General features: G+C 65.5%; 18 protein-coding genes. 12 read left to right on the top strand and 6 right to left on the bottom strand.

Annotation, left to right across the window (positions count from 1 at the left end):
• Both CTA01S_RS10575 and pmbA read right to left on the bottom strand, forming a co-directional pair.
• A partial coding sequence (locus CTA01S_RS10575) for a TRAP transporter substrate-binding protein (RefSeq protein ID WP_062195362.1) occupies window positions 1-927 on the bottom strand: 927 nt, incomplete at its 3' end.
• Between the two features lie 183 nt (window positions 928-1,110).
• Window positions 1,111-2,499 carry a metalloprotease PmbA gene (gene pmbA, locus CTA01S_RS10570; RefSeq protein ID WP_062195359.1) on the bottom strand — a complete coding sequence of 463 codons (1,389 nt, stop codon included), beginning with the start codon at window positions 2,497-2,499 and terminating at the stop codon, window positions 1,111-1,113.
• Window positions 2,500-2,603: 104 nt separating this feature from the next.
• Here pmbA and yjgA point away from each other — a divergent pair, with 104 nt between their 5' ends.
• Complete coding sequence (gene yjgA / locus CTA01S_RS10565) at window positions 2,604-3,167, top strand: ribosome biogenesis factor YjgA (RefSeq protein WP_062195356.1); 564 nt, start codon at window positions 2,604-2,606, stop codon at window positions 3,165-3,167.
• Window positions 3,168-3,170: 3 nt separating this feature from the next.
• Window positions 3,171-3,776, top strand: coding sequence for a molybdopterin adenylyltransferase (mog, locus tag CTA01S_RS10560; protein ID WP_019559587.1), 606 nt, complete (start codon window positions 3,171-3,173; stop codon window positions 3,774-3,776).
• Here mog and cysE read toward each other — a convergent pair.
• Together cysE and CTA01S_RS10550 are read right to left on the bottom strand one after the other, a co-directional pair.
• Window positions 3,769-4,536 carry a serine O-acetyltransferase gene (gene cysE / locus CTA01S_RS10555; RefSeq protein WP_019559586.1) on the bottom strand — a complete coding sequence of 256 codons (768 nt, stop codon included), beginning with the start codon at window positions 4,534-4,536 and terminating at the stop codon, window positions 3,769-3,771. The genes mog and cysE overlap by 8 nt on opposite strands.
• A gap of 137 nt (window positions 4,537-4,673) precedes the next feature.
• Window positions 4,674-5,402 carry an RNA methyltransferase gene (locus CTA01S_RS10550; protein WP_019559585.1) on the bottom strand — a complete coding sequence of 243 codons (729 nt, stop codon included), beginning with the start codon at window positions 5,400-5,402 and terminating at the stop codon, window positions 4,674-4,676.
• A gap of 160 nt (window positions 5,403-5,562) precedes the next feature.
• Between CTA01S_RS10550 and CTA01S_RS10545 the strand changes: the two genes are divergently transcribed.
• The 10 genes from CTA01S_RS10545 (at window position 5,563) to CTA01S_RS10500 (ending at window position 15,841) form a co-directional block, all read left to right on the top strand.
• Window positions 5,563-6,537 (top strand): inositol monophosphatase family protein, encoded by a 975-nt coding sequence (locus tag CTA01S_RS10545; RefSeq protein ID WP_019559584.1) that lies wholly within the window; start codon window positions 5,563-5,565, stop codon window positions 6,535-6,537.
• 51 nt (window positions 6,538-6,588) lie between these two features.
• Entirely contained in the window at window positions 6,589-9,171 is a 2,583-nt protein-coding gene (mutS, locus tag CTA01S_RS10540) for a DNA mismatch repair protein MutS (RefSeq protein ID WP_062195353.1), read from the top strand.
• Entirely contained in the window at window positions 9,168-9,998 is an 831-nt protein-coding gene (locus CTA01S_RS10535; RefSeq protein WP_019559582.1) for a proteasome-type protease, read from the top strand. The genes mutS and CTA01S_RS10535 overlap by 4 nt, the downstream gene beginning before the upstream one ends.
• Window positions 9,999-10,004: 6 nt before the next feature.
• Window positions 10,005-10,835: an alpha/beta fold hydrolase gene (locus CTA01S_RS10530; RefSeq protein WP_019559581.1), complete on the top strand. Its 831-nt coding sequence runs from the start codon at window positions 10,005-10,007 to the stop codon at window positions 10,833-10,835.
• Between the two features lie 93 nt (window positions 10,836-10,928).
• A complete protein-coding gene (gene pyrG, locus CTA01S_RS10525; RefSeq protein ID WP_062195350.1) occupies window positions 10,929-12,584 on the top strand; it encodes a CTP synthase in 1,656 nt (551 codons plus the stop codon).
• A gap of 31 nt (window positions 12,585-12,615) precedes the next feature.
• Window positions 12,616-12,921 carry a DUF1330 domain-containing protein gene (locus CTA01S_RS10520; protein WP_019559579.1) on the top strand — a complete coding sequence of 102 codons (306 nt, stop codon included), beginning with the start codon at window positions 12,616-12,618 and terminating at the stop codon, window positions 12,919-12,921.
• 28 nt (window positions 12,922-12,949) lie between these two features.
• Window positions 12,950-14,233, top strand: a complete 1,284-nt coding sequence (eno, locus tag CTA01S_RS10515; protein WP_019559578.1) for a phosphopyruvate hydratase — start codon at window positions 12,950-12,952, stop codon at window positions 14,231-14,233.
• A 9-nt stretch (window positions 14,234-14,242) separates the two neighbouring features.
• On the top strand, window positions 14,243-14,524 hold the full coding sequence (gene ftsB / locus CTA01S_RS10510) for a cell division protein FtsB (protein ID WP_019559577.1): 282 nt from the start codon (window positions 14,243-14,245) through the stop codon (window positions 14,522-14,524).
• A gap of 22 nt (window positions 14,525-14,546) precedes the next feature.
• Complete coding sequence (pnuC, locus tag CTA01S_RS10505) at window positions 14,547-15,188, top strand: nicotinamide riboside transporter PnuC (RefSeq protein ID WP_062195347.1); 642 nt, start codon at window positions 14,547-14,549, stop codon at window positions 15,186-15,188.
• Window positions 15,185-15,841: an AAA family ATPase gene (locus CTA01S_RS10500; RefSeq protein WP_062195343.1), complete on the top strand. Its 657-nt coding sequence runs from the start codon at window positions 15,185-15,187 to the stop codon at window positions 15,839-15,841. Before pnuC ends, CTA01S_RS10500 begins: the two co-directional genes overlap by 4 nt.
• Window positions 15,842-15,844: 3 nt before the next feature.
• On the opposite strand, the gene hslO is transcribed toward CTA01S_RS10500, so the two are convergent.
• Both hslO and CTA01S_RS10490 read right to left on the bottom strand, forming a co-directional pair.
• Window positions 15,845-16,816, bottom strand: coding sequence for an Hsp33 family molecular chaperone HslO (gene hslO / locus CTA01S_RS10495; protein ID WP_019559574.1), 972 nt, complete (start codon window positions 16,814-16,816; stop codon window positions 15,845-15,847).
• Window positions 16,816-17,340, bottom strand: coding sequence for a gamma carbonic anhydrase family protein (locus tag CTA01S_RS10490; protein WP_019559573.1), 525 nt, complete (start codon window positions 17,338-17,340; stop codon window positions 16,816-16,818). The genes hslO and CTA01S_RS10490 overlap by 1 nt, the downstream gene beginning before the upstream one ends.
• Window positions 17,341-17,360 lie beyond the last annotated feature (20 nt).

Raw genomic sequence — 17,360 nt, 5'->3', positions numbered from 1 at the left:
CTTGAAGGCCGCATCGATCACCGGCTTCGGGAACGCCTTGAGCTGCACCTTCTGGGCGACCAGTTGCTTCAATGCCACCGGATTGCGGGCGTCGTACTTGGCCTGCATTTCCACATGGGCGAACGTGGCCGCCGCCTCCACGATGGCTTTGAATTCGGCCGACAGAGCCTCGTAAGCCTTGATGTTGATGAAGAAATCGATCTGCGGGCCTCCCTCCCACCAACCAGGGTAGTAGTAGAAAGGCGCCACTTTGTTGAAGCCGAGCTTCTGGTCGTCGTAGGGACCGATCCACTCGGCTGCGTCGATCGTGCCCTTCTCCAGCGCCTGATAGATCTCGCCGCCGGGGATGTTCTGCGGCACGCCGCCCAGGCGCTTGATCACTTCGCCAGAAAAACCGCCGATGCGGAATTTCAGGCCCTTGTAGTCGTTGACCGTGTTGATCTCCTTGCGGAACCAGCCGGCCATCTGCGCGCCGGTGTTGCCGCCGGCGAAGTTGATGATGTTGTACTGCGCGTAGAACTCACGCATCAGCTTCAAGCCATTGCCCTCGAACATCCAGGCGGTCATCTGGCGAGAGTTCAGGCCGAACGGGATGGCCGCACCGATCGCAAACGTCGGGTCCTTGCCGAAATAGTAGTAAGGCACGGTGTGCCCCATCTCGACCGTGCCGTTTTGCAGCGCGTCGACGATGCCAAACGGAGGCATCAGTTCGCCACCGGCATGCACCGAGACCTGGAACTTGCCCCCTGACATGTCATGAACCTTCTTGGCAAACGTCTCGGCCCCGCCGTAAATGGTGTCCAGGGTCTTCGGGAAGCTCGAAGCACAGCGCCAGCGAACCACAGGTTGGGCATGGACTGCCGGAGCGGCCCCGGCAGCAAGCACGCCAGCCAAGCCGGCCGTGCGGATGAAGGAACGACGTTCCATGGAAAGCTCCTGTATTGCTATGGATGAAGCCCGTAGGCCGGGCGATTCTAGGAACGATGAGCAGACCCTCGCTCGAGGGTGATTCCGCTTGGAGGAATCACCGAGTCCGACGGCTTTTTCAGGTCTTGCTCAGCACTTCGTGATAAGCCTGGCTTCAAGCGTCATCACGCTTTCAGCTGGGTCTCAGGAACCGGCCACCTTCATGCGCTCGATCAAGACCGAGCCGATGGTTTTCGATCCCAGCGTGTAAGCATCGGCTCCCACGGCGACGATGCGTTGGAACATCTCGCGCAGATTGGAAGCGATGGTGATTTCCTGCACCGGGTAGGCGATGCGGCCGTTCTCCACCCAAAAGCCGGCAGCCCCGCGGGAGTAATCGCCGGTGACGTAGTTCACGCCCTGCCCCATGAGCTCGATCACGAACAGGCCGCGGTGCAGCTTGCGCAGCATGGCCTCCAGATCGTCGTCGGCCTGCGTGAGGCGGCTGCTCAAACGCAGGTTCTGCGATCCGCCCGCATGCCCCGTGGTGCGCAGCCCCAGCTTGCGCGCCGAATAGCTCGACAGAAAGTAGCCTTGCACCACGCCGGCTTCGACCACGCGGCGCGGCCGGGTCAGCACCCCCTCATCGTCGAAAGGAGCGCTGCCTTTGCCTTTGGGAATGTGCGGATCTTCATGGATGTCCACATGCTCGGGAAAGACTTGCTGCCCCAAGCTGTCGACCAGGAAGGATGCCTTGCGGTACAGCGCCCCGCCGCTGGTGGCCTGCACGAATGCGCCCAACAACCCGGCGGCCAACGTCGATTCGAACAGCACCGGGCACTCGCAGGTGGGAATCTTGCGCGCATGCAGCCGCGACAATGCGCGCTCGGCCGCATAACGCCCAACCGCCTCGGGCGAGGCCAGGTCGGCCGGGTCGCGCATCGAGGTGTACCAAGCGTCGCGCTGCATGTGTGCGCCCCGGCCGGCGATGGGGGCGACCGACAGCGAGTGCCGCGAACTGGCATAACCACCGCGGAAGCCGCGCGTGTTGCCCGCAAAGAAATGGGATTGCTGAGCCGACACACCGGCCCCTTCGGAATTGGTGATGCGCTTGTCCACGGCAAAGGCCGCCGCTTCACAGCGCAAGGCCAATTCGGCCGCTGCGGCGGCATCCAGGGCCCAGGGGTGGAACAGATCCAAGTCGCGCTCGGCGGCCTCGCCCAGCGCCAAATCCGCCTCGTCGGGCAAACCGGCGGCTGGGTCCTCGGCCGTGAAGCGGGCGATGTCATAGGCCGCCCGCACCGTCTGCTCGATGGCCGCCGGCGAAAAATCCGAGGTGCTCGCATTGCCGCGCCGCTGGCCGATATAGACCGTCACCCCGATCGACTTGTCGCGATTGCGCTCGACGTTCTCGATCTGCCCCTTACGCACCGACACCGACAAGCCCACCCCTTCGGAGACCTCCACCGCCGCATCGCTGGCGCCCAAGGTGCGCGCCAGCGTCAAGCTCGTCTCCACGAGTTCGCGGAACTGGTCGCGGCTGTAGGCAAACCCGCTGTGGGGCGTGTCGGAGCATGAAGCGGTGGACAGCATGGAGGATGTGTCAGAAGGATTGCACGCATGAACAGGAAAGACCCGGGCTTATGATAGCGAGCACCGCAGCTTCGAGTTTTTTTGTCTTCCCCTTGGCCTCACACATGTCTGCGCCATCCCACCGATCTTTCGACGAGCCCGACGCGGCGCAGCCCCAAGAGCGCCCGAGCAAGACACGGCTCAAGCAGCTCATGCACGAACTGCAGGCCTTGGGTGAGGATCTCGTCCAGCTGCCCGACAGCCGTTTGGAGCGACTGGCCTTGCCCGAGTCGCTGCGGCAGGCGGTGCAGGAATACAAGCGCACCCGCTCCCATGAAGGGCGGCGCCGGCAGATGCAATACATCGGCAAACTGATGCGCCAGATCGATCCCGAGCCCGTGCGCGAGGCCGTGGCCGAGATGAAACTGGGCCGCGCCACGGACAGCCTCGCGCTGCATGAAACCGAGCGCTGGCGCACCGAACTGCTGACCGAGGACGAGGCGCTCACCCGCTGGATGGCCGCTCACCCCGGCAGCGATGCCCAGCAATTGCGCAGCCTGATCCGCGCCGCCCGCAAGGATGCCGCAAGCACTCCCGAGCAGCGCAGCGGCCGGGCCTATCGCGAACTGTTCCAGTACCTCAAGGGCCACCTCCTCACCGAGTCGGCCCGCAGCGACCACGATCTCTGACCCATGAGCCCCTCGAACTTCGACCCCGTCCGCATCGGCCTGGTCTCGATCAGCGACCGCGCCTCACGAGGCGTCTATGAAGACCAAGGCATCCCGGCCTTGCAGGAATGGCTGAGCCGCGCCTTGCGCAATCCCATCACTTGGGAAACCCGGCTCATCCCCGACGAGCGGGAAGGCATCGCCGCCACGTTGCGCGAGCTGGTGGACGAACGCGGCTGCGACCTGGTGCTCACCACTGGGGGCACCGGCCCGGCCCCGCGCGATGTCACCCCCGAAGCCACGCTGGACGTGGCCGACCGCGAGATGCCGGGGTTTGGTGAGCAGATGCGGCAGATCAGCCTGCGCTTCGTGCCCACGGCGATTCTGTCGCGCCAAGTGGCCGTCATCCGCCGCCAGACCTTGATCATCAACCTGCCTGGCCAGCCCAAGTCCATCGCCGAGACGCTCGAAGGCTTGAAAGACGCCGAGGGCCGCCCCGTGGTCCACGGCATCTTCGCCGCCGTGCCTTATTGCATCGACTTGCTCGGCGGCCCCTACCTGGAAACCGACGAGGCCGTCTGCAAAGCCTTCCGGCCGAAGAACGCCGTGCGTCCGGCTCGAGCTACTTGACCAATTGGTTCAGCGACTCGGCATCGAACTGCTCGGTGGTATGGGCATCGCTGGGCACGCAGTCCGAGCGGCGGCTGTTGGACAGCTTCTCGATGGCCTGCCACAGCAGGGCGATCTGATGCTCGTGGCTGGCCGCATTGTCCACCAGGCCCCGGATGGCCTGCGACACCGGGTCGTCGCTCTGCGTCACGCCATAGGCTGAAAACCCCATTTTGGCGGCCGCCTCTTCTCGTTGAGCATCGGCCTCTTTGTGCAAGATGCGCGCCGGATTGCCCACCGCGGTGGCCCCGGGCGGCACCTCTTTGACCACCACCGCATTGGAGCCGATGCGCGCGCCATCGCCGACGGTGAACCCGCCCAACACTTGCGCATTGGCCCCCACGATGACACCGCGCCCCAAGGTGGGGTGCCGCTTGGCCCCCTTGGTCAAGGACGTACCGCCCAGGGTGACCCCTTGGTAGATGGTGCAGTCATCGCCGACTTCGGCCGTCTCACCGATCACCACGCCCATGCCATGGTCGATGAAGACCCGCCGACCGATGCGCGCGCCGGGGTGGATCTCGATGCCGGTAAAAAAACGGTTCAGGTGCGATAGAAAACGCCCCGTCCAGCGCAGCCCGTGCGTCCAGCACCAATGGGCCAGCCGGTGCAGCGTCAGCGCATGCAAGCCGGGATAACAGGTGAGCACCTCCCAGGCCGACCGTGCGGCCGGATCGCGCTCCAGGATGCAGGCGATGTCTTCTCGGAGGTGTTTGAACATGGTGAGGTGGCCAAGGCGCTGAGTTCAGGTGCTGTGTCTCAGTCTCAGGTGCGGTGTCGATCACGGCTCAGTGTACCGGTGCGGCCAGCCGGCTGCTCGGCCGGGCGCCCGGGGCCCTGATGACAACGGGGTCGAGATCACCGTGACGAGCGGCCGCGCTCGAGCATGGCCTTGGCAATGCCTCGCAGGATGTGCACTTCCTCGGGCGCAAGGCCGGCGCGGTTGAAGATCTGATTCAGCCGAGGCATCAGCTTCTTCGGTGCCGACGGGTCGAGAAAGCCAATCGCCACCAAGGCCTCCTCCCAGTGTGCCAGCAAGCCTTGCACGGAACGACCGTCCGCCCGGGCACGATCGGCCGCGCGTGGCGGCACTTCGAAGCCGCCCAGCGCCTGACGCCATTCATAGGCCAGCAGCTGCACGGCCTGGGCCAGGTTGAGCGAGCCGTAGCCCGGAGCCGTCGGAATGCTCAGCACCGCATGGCAGCGATAGACATCCTCGTTGCTCAATCCGTAGCGCTCCGAGCCAAACACCAAGCCCACGGCATGATCGCCAGCGGCCAAGGTAGGCAACAGCTCTCGCGGCGCATACGTCGGTGGGCCGAAATCGCGCGGGATCATCGCCGTGGCACAGGCAAAGGTGACGCCTTCCAACGCCTCGGCCAAGGAATCGACGATACGCGCGCGCGCCAGGATGTCGGCCGCGCCACTGGCCATCGCAATGGTTTCCTCCTGCACCAGCACATCCGCATGGCGTGGGCGCACCAGCACCAGTTCGGAAAAACCCATCACCTTCATCGCTCGGGCGGCGGCGCCCACGTTACCAGGGTGGCTGGTCTGAACGAGGATGAAACGCGTGACATCGGGCATGGAAGCAACGGCTCGCCCAACCGGCGGCGCAACACGGGGATGGATAAAATCGTCATTATCTTTGGTGCTGCGCCTTGGCGATTCGTCCTGCCCAGGGCGCAGCCGGCGCTCTTTTTCGTTGCCAGTCCTCTCATTGCTCGCGTCCGCACAGGTTCCGCCCATGTCCCAAGCGCTCCATCCCATGCTCAACACGGCCATCAAGGCCGCCCGTGCAGCCGGTGCCATCATCAACCGCGCCTCGCTGGATCTGGACCTGTTGCGCGTCAGCGCCAAGTCCTCGCCCAACGACTTCGTCACCGAGGTCGACCATGCCAGCGAACAGGCCATCATCGAAACCTTGTTGACGGCCTACCCCCACCACGGCATCCTGGCCGAGGAATCCGGACGCGCCCACGGCAACAAAGACAGCGACCATGTCTGGATCATCGACCCGCTGGACGGCACCACCAACTTCATTCACGGCTTTCCGGTCTATGCGGTGTCCATCGCCCTGGCCGTGCGCGGTCAAATCCAGCAAGCCGTCGTCTACGACCCAACGCGCAACGATCTTTTCTATGCCTCCAGAGGTCGTGGCGCCTACCTCAACGACAAGCGCATCCGTGTCTCCAAACGGGTGCGCATGAGCGAGGCTTTGATCGGCACGGGCTTTCCCTTCCGCAAGGGCGACAACCTCAAGCGCTACCTGAAGATGTTCGAGGAGATGAGCCAGGCCTGCGCCGGTCTGCGTCGCCCCGGCGCGGCCGCACTGGACCTGTGCTACGTGGCCGCGGGCTACTACGACGGCTTCTTCGAGATGGGCCTCAGCCCCTGGGATGTGGCCGCCGGCGCCCTCATGGTCACCGAAGCCGGCGGTCTGATCGGCAACTTCACCGGCGACAGCGACTTCCTGCACCAGCGCGAGGTGGTGGCCGGCACGCCACGCATCTATGGCCAAATGGTCCAGATCCTGGCGCCCTACTCCCGCGTGATCAAAGGGCAAGGGGACGATGCGCCCGCGGCCGCACCAGAGGCCCCTGCCGTGGTGAGCGCCTTGGCGGCGGCCATCGCGGCTCCCCAACCCAAGAAAGGGCCGGTACGCATCCGTAAAAACGAAACCGAGCCCAAAGCCACCCGCAAAGACGACGCGCCGATGTGACCGGGCGGGCCCCAGCGCCTGCGCCCATCCTCCACCGATTTCGCCGCGCCGATGCAGGACTTCAGCCAGCACACGCCGATGATGCAGCAGTACCTGCGCATCAAGGCCGAATTTCCCGAAACGCTCGTCTTCTATCGGATGGGCGATTTCTATGAGCTCTTTTTCGACGATGCGGTCAAGGCCAACCGCCTGCTCGACATCACGCTGACCACCCGCGGCCACAGCGCCGGTCAACCCATCGTGATGGCTGGCGTCCCGGTGCATGCGGTCGAGAATTACTTGGCCAAGCTGATCAAACTGGGCGAAGCCGTGGCCATCGCCGAGCAAGTGGGCGACGTGGCCAGCGCCAAGGGCCCAGTGGAGCGCAAAGTGGTGCGCGTGGTCACCCCGGGCACCGTCACCGACACCGAACTGCTGGCCGACAAAGCCGACACCCTGTTGCTGGCGCTGCACCGTCAAGGCGCCACTTTCGGTTTGGCCTGGCTGGGTCTGACCCACGGACAACTGGGGCTCACCGAATGCTCGGGCCGTGAGCTGGCCACCTGGCTGGCACGGCTGAATGCTGCCGAACTGCTGGCCACCGGCGAGGACCTGCCGCCAGCGGTCTTGCAGTCGCGCATCGCGCTGACGCGCCGGCCGGCCTGGCAGTTCGATTCGGCGCTTGGTCAGCGCAAGCTGTGCGAGCAGTTCAAAGTGGCCAGCCTGGCAGGCTACAACGCGCAAGACCTGCGCGTGGCCCATGCGGCCGCAGCCGCCCTGCTCAGCTATGCCGAGCACACCCAAGGCCGCGCCCTGGCCCATGTCAGCGAGCTGCGCGTGGAGCGCGCCAGCGAGCTGCTGGAACTGCCGCCGGCCACGCACCGCAATCTGGAACTCACCCAAACCCTGCGTGGCGAGGACAGCCCCACCGTGCTGTCGCTGCTGGACACCTGCCGCACCGGCATGGGCAGCCGGGCGCTGCGGCGCTGGCTCACCCATCCCCAGCGCGACCGCACGCAGGCCGAGCGCCGTCACGCCGCCATCGCCGCTTTCATCGACCATGGCATCGAGGCGCTGCGCGAGGCGCTGAGGCAGGTCAGCGATGTCGAGCGCATCACCGCACGATTGGCGCTGCGCCAGGTGCGCCCGCGTGAGCTGGCCGGCCTGCGCGCCACGCTGCTGGCCTTGCCCGCGTTGCGCGCCACGCTGCCGCAGCCCCCGGTGGGGCTGCTGGCCGAGCTGGCCGAAGCCCTGAGTCCGGCGCCGGCCGCCGCCGACTTGCTGCAACGCGCTTTGGCCGAGGAGCCGGCCGTTTGGCTGCGCGACGGCGGTGTGATCGCCCCCGGCTTCGATGCCGAGCTGGATGAACTGCGCGCGATCAGCCAAAACTGCGACGCATTCCTGATCGACCTGGAAGCACGTGAGCGCGAGCGCACCGGCATCGCCAATTTGCGCGTGCAGTTCAACAAGGTGCACGGCTTCTACATCGAAGTCACCCAAGGCCAGATCGACAAAGTGCCGGCGGACTACCAGCGCCGCCAAACCCTGAAGAACGCCGAGCGCTACATCACGCCCGAACTCAAAGCCTTCGAAGACAAGGCCCTGTCGGCGCAGGAGCGGGCACTGGCGCGTGAGAAGCTGCTGTACGAACAACTGCTCGACGCCCTGCAGGTCCATGTGCCGGCCCTGACCCGGCTGGCCCGCTCGCTGGCCGCCCTGGACGCCCTGGCCGCTCTGGCCGAACGGGCCATGACGCTGAATTGGTGCCGACCCGAGTTCGTGCGCGAACCTTGCATCGAGATCGAGCGCGGCCGCCACCCCGTGGTCGAAGCCCGCTTGCTGGAAACCGGCGCCGGCCCTTTCATGCCCAATGACTGCCGGCTCGATGCGCGCAAGCGCATGCTCATCATCACCGGCCCGAACATGGGCGGCAAATCCACCTTCATGCGGCAAGTGGCCTTGATCGTGTTGCTGGCGGCCATGGGCTCTTACGTGCCGGCGGCTTCCTGCCGCCTGGGCCCGATCGACGCGATCCACACCCGCATCGGCGCGGCCGACGATCTGGCCAATGCCCAGTCCACCTTCATGGTCGAAATGACCGAGGCGGCGGCCATTTTGCACAGTGCCACCGAGCATTCCCTGGTGCTGATGGACGAGATCGGCCGGGGCACCTCCACCTTCGATGGGCTGGCGCTGGCCGGCAGCATCGCCAGCCATTTGCATGACAAGAATCGCTCGTTCACACTCTTTGCCACGCACTATTTCGAGCTGACAGAGTTTCCGGTGAAGCACGAACGGGCCTTGAACGTGCATGTGTCGGCGGCCGAGTCGGGCGAGGACATCGTCTTTCTGCACGAGATCCAGCCTGGACCGGCCAGCCGCAGCTACGGCGTGCAGGTGGCGCGCCTGGCCGGCATGCCGGCCAGTGTGTTGCGGCAGGCCCGCGCCACGCTGGAGGCCCTGGAGGCCCAGCAGCGCCACAGCCAAGCGCAGATCGACCTGTTTGCCCCCCCGCCGGCGCCGTCGGAGCCGGCGGCCGCCCCATCGGCCGTCGAAGAAGCGCTGGCGGCGCTCCAGCCAGACGCCTTGTCGCCTCGCCAAGCGCTGGACGCCCTGTACCGTCTGAAAGAACTCCTGCAAGGCAAATCCCCATGACCTACTGCGTGGCCATGCGCCTGGACACCGGCATGGTGTTCCTGTCCGACTCGCGCACCAATGCGGGCCTGGACCAGATTTCCACGTTCCGCAAGATGACCGTCTACGAGCAGCCTGGCGAGCGGACCATGGTGCTGCTGTCGGCCGGCAATCTGGCGATCACGCAATCGGTGCGACAGCTGCTGCGCACCGAAACCATCGACAGCCCCGACGGACCGGTGTCGATCTGGAACTGCCGTAGCATGTTCGATGCCGCCCGCATCGTCGGCGCGGCGGTACGCAAGGTCTATGCGCGAGACGCCGATGCGCTGAAGAATTTCGGCATCGACTTCAACGTCAACCTCATCTTCGGCGGCCAGATCCGCGGCGAGCCGATGCGCCTGTTCAATGTGTACGCCGCCGGCAACTTCGTCGAGGCCGGACTGGACGGCGTGTGTTACTTCCAAATCGGCGAGTCCAAGTACGGCAAACCGATCATCGACCGCGTCATCACCCCGGCCACCCCCTTGGAACAGGCCGCCAAGTGTGCCCTGATCTCGATGGATTCCACGCTCAAGTCCAATCTGTCGGTGGGCTTGCCGCTGGACCTGCTGATCTACGAGGCCGATTCCTTGCACGCCTCGCGTATCCTACACATCGACGAAAACGACAGCTATTTCCGTATGATCCGCAGCACTTGGGGCCAGCGTCTGCGAGAAGTCTTCGAATCCATCCCCGATCCGGGCTGGAGCGCGGCATCCGGGGCGCCCAGTGCCGAGCAGGCCCCCTCACAGCAAGAACAGATGATCCTGCACCCGATCCGCAAGGTGCAAGCTCCCAGTGCCTGAACCACCATGAACCGCCATCTCGTCTTCTCGCATGCCAACGGCTTTCCGGCCGGCACCTACCGCAAGCTGTTCGACGCCTGGCGCGAGGCCGGCTACACGGTGCACGCGGTGGAAAAGTTTGGCCACGACCCACGCTACCCGGTCACCAGCAACTGGCCGCACCTGCGCAACCAGCTCCTGCATTTCATCGAACGGGAAGTCGGTCAGCCCGTCTGGCTGGTGGGGCATTCGCTGGGCGGCTATTTGAGCCTGCTGGCTGCGGCCAAACGCAACGACTTGGCCCAAGGCGTGGTGCTGCTGGACTCGCCCATCGTCTACGGCCTCAAGGCCCACGGCGTGCGCCTGTTCAAAGCCGCTGGGCTGATTCAGCGGGTCTCGCCCGGCCGGGTGTCGCGCCAGCGGCGCACCACCTGGGCCAGCGAGGAAGAAGCCCTGCGCCACTTCGCGGCCAAGCCCAATTTCGCCGTGTGGGACCCGGAAGTCCTACAAGACTACATCCGCGCCGGCACCCAGCCCTTGGGCGACCGGCGCGTGCTGAGTTTCCGCCGCGAAGTCGAAACAGCCATCTATGACTCGCTGCCTCACCACCTGCACTGGCTGCTGCGCCGCAGGCCCTTGCCCTGCCCGGTGGCCTTCATCGGGGGCACACGCTCGGCCGAAGTTCGGCAAGTGGGCCTGCGCGGCACGCAAGACGTGGTCCAGGACCGCATGCAATGGATCGAAGGCAGCCACCTCTATCCCTTCGAGAAGCCCCTGGAGACCGCTCGCGCCGTCGTGAGCTGGTTGCAGCGCTTCGAACAGGAGGCTTGCGGCACGGCCGAGCCTCGCGCGGCCTGAGCCGGAGCCAGCCCGCGCATCGGAGGGCAAGCGGCTTGTCATAAAATGCCGCTTTACCACCACGGCGCGGGCGACAAGCTTGCGCCGCCCACAATGACCAAGTACGTCTTCGTCACTGGCGGGGTGGTGTCCTCCCTGGGCAAGGGCATCGCTTCGGCCTCTCTGGCTGCGATCCTCGAATCGCGCGGCCTCAAAGTCACCCTCATCAAGCTCGATCCGTACATCAACGTCGACCCGGGCACGATGTCGCCGTTCCAGCACGGCGAAGTCTTCGTCACCGACGATGGCGCCGAAACGGATTTGGACCTCGGCCACTACGAGCGTTTCATCACCACGCGCATGCGCCGGGCCAACAACTTCACCACCGGCCAAATCTACAAGAGCGTGCTCGAAAAAGAGCGCCGGGGCGACTATCTGGGCAAAACCGTCCAGGTGATTCCGCACATCACCAACGAAATCCAGGAATTCATCAAGCGTGGCGCCGGGGTGGGCACGCCCGAGGAGGTCGACGTGGCCATCGTCGAAATCGGCGGCACGGTGGGTGACATCGAGTCCCTGCCGTTCCTGGAAGCCGTGCGACAGATGAGTCTGAAGCTTGGGCCCAACAACACCGCCTTCGTGCACCTGACCTATGTGCCCTGGATCGCTGCGGCCGGCGAGCTCAAGACCAAACCGACCCAACACACGGTGCAAAAGCTGCGCGAAATCGGCATCCAGCCCGATGCCCTGCTGTGCCGTGCCGACCGCCGCATCCCCGAGGATGAGCGCGAGAAGATCTCGCTGTTCACCAATGTGCCCGAGTACGGCGTGATCTCGATGTGGGACGTGGACACCATCTACAAGGTGCCGCGCGTGCTGCACGAGCAAGGTCTGGACCAGCTCATCTGCACCAAGCTGCACTTGAGCACCCGCCCGGCCGACTTGTCCAAATGGGACCACCTCGTGCATGCGGTGGAGCACCCGCAGCACGAAGTCACGATCGCAATGTGCGGCAAGTATGTGGATTTGTCCGACTCCTACAAGTCGCTCAACGAAGCGCTGCGCCATGCCGGCATCCACAACCAGGCCCGCGTGAAGATCGACTACATCGACTCCGAGGAACTCACTCCGGACAATATCGACCAGCTCGGCAAGTACGATGCCATCCTCGTGCCCGGTGGATTCGGCAAGCGCGGGGTGGAAGGCAAGATCCTGGCCGCCCAATACGCCCGCGAACACCGCATCCCCTATCTGGGCATCTGCCTGGGCATGCAGGTGGCCACCATCGAGTACGCTCGCCACAAAGCCGGCCTGACCGGCGCCAACAGCACCGAATTCGACCCGCAGGCCCCGCATCCGGTGATCGCGCTGATCGATGAGTGGCAAGATGCGGACGGCTCGATTCACAAGCGCGATGCCAACTCCGACCTCGGGGGCACGATGCGCCTGGGTTCGCAAAGCTCGGACGTCAAGCCCGGCACGCTGGCCCATGAAATCTACGGCGATGTGGTCACTGAGCGTCACCGCCATCGCTACGAAGCCAACGAGAAATACCTGCCCCAGCTCGAGGAAGCCGGTCTGGTCATCTCGGCCATCACGCAGCGCGAAAAACTCACCGAAATCGTCGAGCTGCCGCGCGACGTGCACCCCTGGTACATGGGCGTGCAATTCCATCCCGAGTTCAAATCCACCCCCTGGGGCGGCCACCCGCTGTTCAACTCGTACATCAAGGCGGCGTTGGAGCATCAACGCCGCCGGCAGGCGGGCTGAACGCATTCATCCCCTCCGCGGAGTACAGCACATGCCAGAGGCCTATTTGATCGTCACGATGAAGATCTCCGACCCGCAGCGCTACCAGCAGTACATGGCCGAGGCGCCTGCAGCGGTCAAAGCCGCTGGCGGGGAATACCTCGTGCGTGGCGGCCGGCATGAGACCCTGGAGGGCGACTGGCAGCCCCATCGTGTGGCCGTCTTGCGCTTTCCCTCTTACGAGCAGGCCAAGGCGTTCTACGACGGCGAGGCCTACACCCGCATCCGTGCGCTGCGCAGCGGCGCCACCGACTACTTCAACATGGTCTTGGTCGAGGGCGTCGCCGCTCCGGTCTGACCTCACTTGCACAACCGAAAGGAACCTCATGAGTGCCATCGTCGACATCGTCGGCCGTGAAATCCTGGACAGCCGTGGCAACCCCACCGTCGAGTGCGACGTGCTGTTGGAGTCCGGTGTGATGGGCCGTGCGGCCGTGCCGTCCGGAGCGTCCACCGGCTCACGCGAAGCCATCGAGCTGCGCGACGGGGACAAATCCCGCTACCTGGGCAAAGGCGTGCTCAAGGCCGTCGAGCACATCAACACCGAAATCTCCGAAGCGGTGATGGGGCTGGACGCCTCTGAACAAGCCTTCCTAGACCGCACCCTGATCGACCTGGACGGCACCGACAACAAAAGCCGCCTGGGCGCCAATGCCATGTTGGCCGTCTCGATGGCCGTGGCCCGGGCTGCGGCCGAGGAGTCGGGCCTGCCGCTGTACCGCTACTTCGGTGGCTCGGGCGCCATGCAAATGCCCGTGCCCATGATGAACGTCATCAACGGCGGGGCGCATGCCAACAACAACCTCGACTTGCAGGAATTCATGATCCTGCCGGTGGGAGCGCCCAGCTTCCGCGAAGCCGTGCGTTACGGTGCGGAAGTCTTCCATGCGCTGAAGAAGATCATTCACGACAAGGGCATGAGCACCGCCGTGGGCGACGAAGGGGGCTTTGCCCCCAGCGTGGCCAGCCACGAGGCCGCCATTCAACTGATCTTGGAGGCCATCGACAAAGCCGGCTACACCCCCGGCGAACAAATCGCCCTTGGCCTGGACTGTGCCGCCAGCGAGTTCTACAAGGACGGCAAATATCACCTTGCCGGCGAAGGCCTCACGCTGGCGGCCGAACAGTGGGCCGACATGCTGGCCACCTGGTGCGACAAGTACCCCATCATCAGCATCGAAGACGGCATGCACGAAGGCGACTGGGACGGCTGGAAGCTGCTGACCGAACGCCTGGGCCGCCAAGTGCAACTGGTCGGTGACGACCTTTTCGTCACCAACACCAAGATCCTGAAAGAAGGCATCGACAAAGGCATCGCCAACTCGATCCTCATCAAGATCAATCAGATCGGCACGCTGACCGAAACCTTCGCCGCCATCGAGATGGCCAAGCGCGCCGGCTACACCGCGGTGATCTCGCACCGCTCGGGCGAGACCGAGGATGCCACCATCGCCGACATCGCCGTGGGCAGCAACGCCGGCCAAATCAAGACCGGCTCGATGTCCCGCTCCGATCGCATCGCCAAGTACAACCAGCTGCTGCGCATCGAGGAAGACCTGGGCGACGTGGCCACCTACCCCGGTCGCGCAGCGTTCTACAACCTGCGCTGACCGTCTCCGATGAACGCACGCTTCGTCACCCTGGGCCTGCTGGCATTGCTGGGTGCCGTGCATGCCGAGCTGTGGCTCGGCAAGAACGGTCTGCCCCGGGTGATGGAGCTGCAATCCCGTCTGGACGAGCAACGATCGCGCAACGACGCCGCCCGCGCGCGCAACGAACAGCTTGCCGCGGAGGTGCGCGACTTGCGCGAGGGCCTGGAGATGGTCGAGGAAAAAGCCCGCCTGGAACTGGGCATGATCAAGCCCGACGAAATCTTCGTCCAGGTGATACCCCGTCGATGAAGCCCACGATGCAGCGCCTCCCATGATGGACGGCTTGCTTGCCGCGTTCGCGCCGCTGATGCAGGCGGCCTTCACCCTGTGGGGCTCGCCGGTCACCTGGCTGGAAGTCCTCGCTGTGGCCTTGGCCTTGGCCATGGTGGTGTGCAACATCCGGGTGATCCATTGGGGCTGGCCGCTGGCCGCCGCCAGTGCGCTGTTGTACTTCCTGCTCTTCTGGCAGCACCGGCTGTATGGCGACGCCGCACTGCAGATCTTTTTCGTCATCGTGGCCCTGTGGGGCTGGTGGCAATGGCTGTGCGGCCGCCGTGCTGACGGCTCCCGTCTGGACGTGCGCTATCTCGGATGGCGGGGTCGCCTGCTGGCCGTCCTGGCCGTGGTCCTGACCTGGCCCGGGCTGGGGGCATGGCTGGACCGGCACACCGACACCGACGTGCCCTACTGGGACGCCTTCCCGACCGTGGCCAGCGTGGTGGCGCAAGCCTTGCTCGCCCGCAAGTTCGTCGAGAACTGGATGGTCTGGCTCGTGGTCAATCTCGTCGCGCTGGCCCTGTTCGTCCACAAGGCCCTGTGGCTCACCGCGGCGCTGTACGCCGTGTTTGCCGCGAGCTCACTGGTGGGTTGGCGCGCCTGGCATCGACGGGCGGCCGCCCGGACCGACGCATGATCATCGCGCTGCTTGGCGCCGAGAGCACCGGCAAGACCGACCTGGCCCGCGGCCTGGCCGCACGGGCCTGCGCGCTGGGCTTCAAAGCCCAAGCAGTCGAGGAATATCTGCGCGAATTCTGCGACCGCCACGCCCGCACGCCGCGCCCCGAAGAGCAAGCGCATATCGCCGAAGAACAGACACGCCGCATCCTGGCCGCCGCTGCGGCCCACGAACTCGTTTTTGCCGACACCACGGCCGTCATGACCGCGGTGTACAGCGACGTGTTGTTCGATGACGCCTCGCTGTACGAGGCCGCCTTCCAGGCCCATCGCCATTGCAGCCTCACCTTGCTGACCGGCCTGGATCTGCCTTGGACGCCCGATGGCATCCAGCGCGACGGCCCCCACATGCGAGCGCCCGTGGACGAGCGGCTGCGACGACGCTTGCTCACCGCCGGGGTGGCCTTCAGCGTGATCTACGGTCTGGACGACCAGCGTTTGGAAGCCGCCTGGCGCGTGGTGGAAACCGCCTTGCGCGCCCAGGGGCGACTCAACCCGTCCGCCGCCGCCGCGGACGAGGAGCCGCGTTTGCGTCTGCGCCCCTGGTGCCGCGAATGTCTGGTGCCCGAATGCGAGCACCTGCTGCGGCGCCGAGGCCAAGCACCCGCCTGAGGCTCACTGCACGGACACCGGCCCCGGCGGATGGTCACGCCCCGGGGTGAACAAACTGCCCACGTCCACCGCGTCGAAGTGGTAGCGGGCGCCACAGAAATCGCAATCGATCTCGACACGCCCTTGCTCGGCCACGATGGCGTCGACCTCCTCTTTGCCCAATCCGAGCAGCATCTGCCCCACCCGCTCGCGTGAGCACGAGCAGGCAAACCGCGGGCCCTGTGACCCGGTGAGCGGTTCGAAGCGACGCAGCGTCTCTTCCCAGAAGAGCCGCCGCAACACCGTGTCCGCATCCAGCCTCAGCAGCTCCTCGCGCGTGAGCGTGGCCGCCAGATGGGCGATGCGGTTGTAATGCTCGTTCAGGCCGATGTCGTCCTCTCGGCTTCGCCCCCCCGCCAGATTGCCCTCGCCCTGCACCGGCAGGCGCTGGATCAGCAGCCCGGCGGCGACCTGATCGTCGGCAGCCAGGACCAGCCGGGTGTCGAGCTGCTCGGACTGCAGCATGTAGTGCTCCAGCACCTCGGCCACGCTTTGCAAGGGTTGACGGCGATCGCCATGCAAGGGCACCACGCCTTGGTAGGCCTGCTGCCCCGGCAGGCGGTCCTTCGGATCGAGCGTGATCGCGCAGCGGCCCTGGCCATGCACATTCACCAGGGCCTCCAGCCGCGCCGTGGGCGCCACCTCGCCCAACACCTTGGCCGTGGCACGCAAACGCAAATCGGGCTGCACCTCGACGACGGCCAGGCGCACCGGCCCGTCGCCTTGGATTTGCAAGACCAGCGAGCCATTGAACTTGATGTTGGCCTGCATCAACACGCCGGCGGCCGTCATTTCGCCGAGCAACCGACGCACCGGCTCGGGATAGCCGCCGACGGCCTCACGCCGACGCAGCATGTCGGTCCAGGCATCGGTCAGCCGCACCAACATGCCGCGCACGGGCAGTCCTTCGAACAGGAACTTGTGCAGCGCCGACATCAGCCGATCCTCTTGAGCCCGGCACGAAACCGCCGGGCGTTGTGCACATAGTGGGCGGCCCCCAGGCGCAAGCGCTCCACCTGCTCGGGCGTGAGCTGCCGCACCACTTTGGCCGGCGCGCCCAAGATCAAGGACCCGTCGGGGAATTCCTTGCCCTCGGTCACGACCGCGCCGGCGCCCACCACGCATCCCTTGCCGATGCGCGCATGGTTCAAGACGACCGCCTGGATGCCGATGAGCGAGCCATCCCCGACGGTGCAGCCATGCAGCATCGCCTGGTGCCCGACGGTCACTCCCTCGCCGACGGTCAGCGGCACCCCGGCATCGGCATGCAGCACCGCGTTGTCCTGGATGTTCGAGCCCCGCCCGATGCGAATGGGAGCCGTGTCGCCGCGGATCACGACACCGAACCACACGCTGGTGTCCTCGGCAAGATGGACATCGCCGATCACCTGGGCCGACTCGGCCACCCAGGCCGACTCGTGCACGGTGGGGATCAGCTCGTCGAGCTGGAAGAGGGCCATGAACTGCTCCTGAAGAAGGG

Source organism: Caldimonas taiwanensis NBRC 104434, from assembly GCF_001592165.1.
Taxonomy (GTDB): domain Bacteria; phylum Pseudomonadota; class Gammaproteobacteria; order Burkholderiales; family Burkholderiaceae_C; genus Caldimonas; species Caldimonas manganoxidans.
The sequence above is the reverse complement of the archived record's forward strand: the minus strand, read 5'-3'. Positions and strand labels throughout refer to the sequence as shown.

What these genes read in the sequence shown, in the direction of transcription:
- CTA01S_RS10520 (WP_019559579.1), top strand. Translation starts at nt 12,616, where the DNA reads ATGCCAGAGGCCTATTTGATCGTCACGATGAAGATCTCCGACCCGCAG.
- CTA01S_RS10550 (WP_019559585.1), bottom strand. Translation starts at nt 5,402, where the DNA reads ATGCCCGATGTCACGCGTTTCATCCTCGTTCAGACCAGCCACCCTGGT.
- CTA01S_RS10490 (WP_019559573.1), bottom strand. Translation starts at nt 17,340, where the DNA reads ATGGCCCTCTTCCAGCTCGACGAGCTGATCCCCACCGTGCACGAGTCG.
- pmbA (WP_062195359.1), bottom strand. Translation starts at nt 2,499, where the DNA reads ATGCTGTCCACCGCTTCATGCTCCGACACGCCCCACAGCGGGTTTGCC.
- mutS (WP_062195353.1), top strand. Translation starts at nt 6,589, where the DNA reads ATGCAGGACTTCAGCCAGCACACGCCGATGATGCAGCAGTACCTGCGC.
- ftsB (WP_019559577.1), top strand. Translation starts at nt 14,243, where the DNA reads ATGAACGCACGCTTCGTCACCCTGGGCCTGCTGGCATTGCTGGGTGCC.
- cysE (WP_019559586.1), bottom strand. Translation starts at nt 4,536, where the DNA reads ATGTTCAAACACCTCCGAGAAGACATCGCCTGCATCCTGGAGCGCGAT.
- pnuC (WP_062195347.1), top strand. Translation starts at nt 14,547, where the DNA reads ATGATGGACGGCTTGCTTGCCGCGTTCGCGCCGCTGATGCAGGCGGCC.
- hslO (WP_019559574.1), bottom strand. Translation starts at nt 16,816, where the DNA reads ATGTCGGCGCTGCACAAGTTCCTGTTCGAAGGACTGCCCGTGCGCGGC.
- CTA01S_RS10545 (WP_019559584.1), top strand. Translation starts at nt 5,563, where the DNA reads ATGTCCCAAGCGCTCCATCCCATGCTCAACACGGCCATCAAGGCCGCC.
- eno (WP_019559578.1), top strand. Translation starts at nt 12,950, where the DNA reads ATGAGTGCCATCGTCGACATCGTCGGCCGTGAAATCCTGGACAGCCGT.
- CTA01S_RS10500 (WP_062195343.1), top strand. Translation starts at nt 15,185, where the DNA reads ATGATCATCGCGCTGCTTGGCGCCGAGAGCACCGGCAAGACCGACCTG.
- pyrG (WP_062195350.1), top strand. Translation starts at nt 10,929, where the DNA reads ATGACCAAGTACGTCTTCGTCACTGGCGGGGTGGTGTCCTCCCTGGGC.
- CTA01S_RS10535 (WP_019559582.1), top strand. Translation starts at nt 9,168, where the DNA reads ATGACCTACTGCGTGGCCATGCGCCTGGACACCGGCATGGTGTTCCTG.
- mog (WP_019559587.1), top strand. Translation starts at nt 3,171, where the DNA reads ATGAGCCCCTCGAACTTCGACCCCGTCCGCATCGGCCTGGTCTCGATC.
- yjgA (WP_062195356.1), top strand. Translation starts at nt 2,604, where the DNA reads ATGTCTGCGCCATCCCACCGATCTTTCGACGAGCCCGACGCGGCGCAG.
- CTA01S_RS10530 (WP_019559581.1), top strand. Translation starts at nt 10,005, where the DNA reads ATGAACCGCCATCTCGTCTTCTCGCATGCCAACGGCTTTCCGGCCGGC.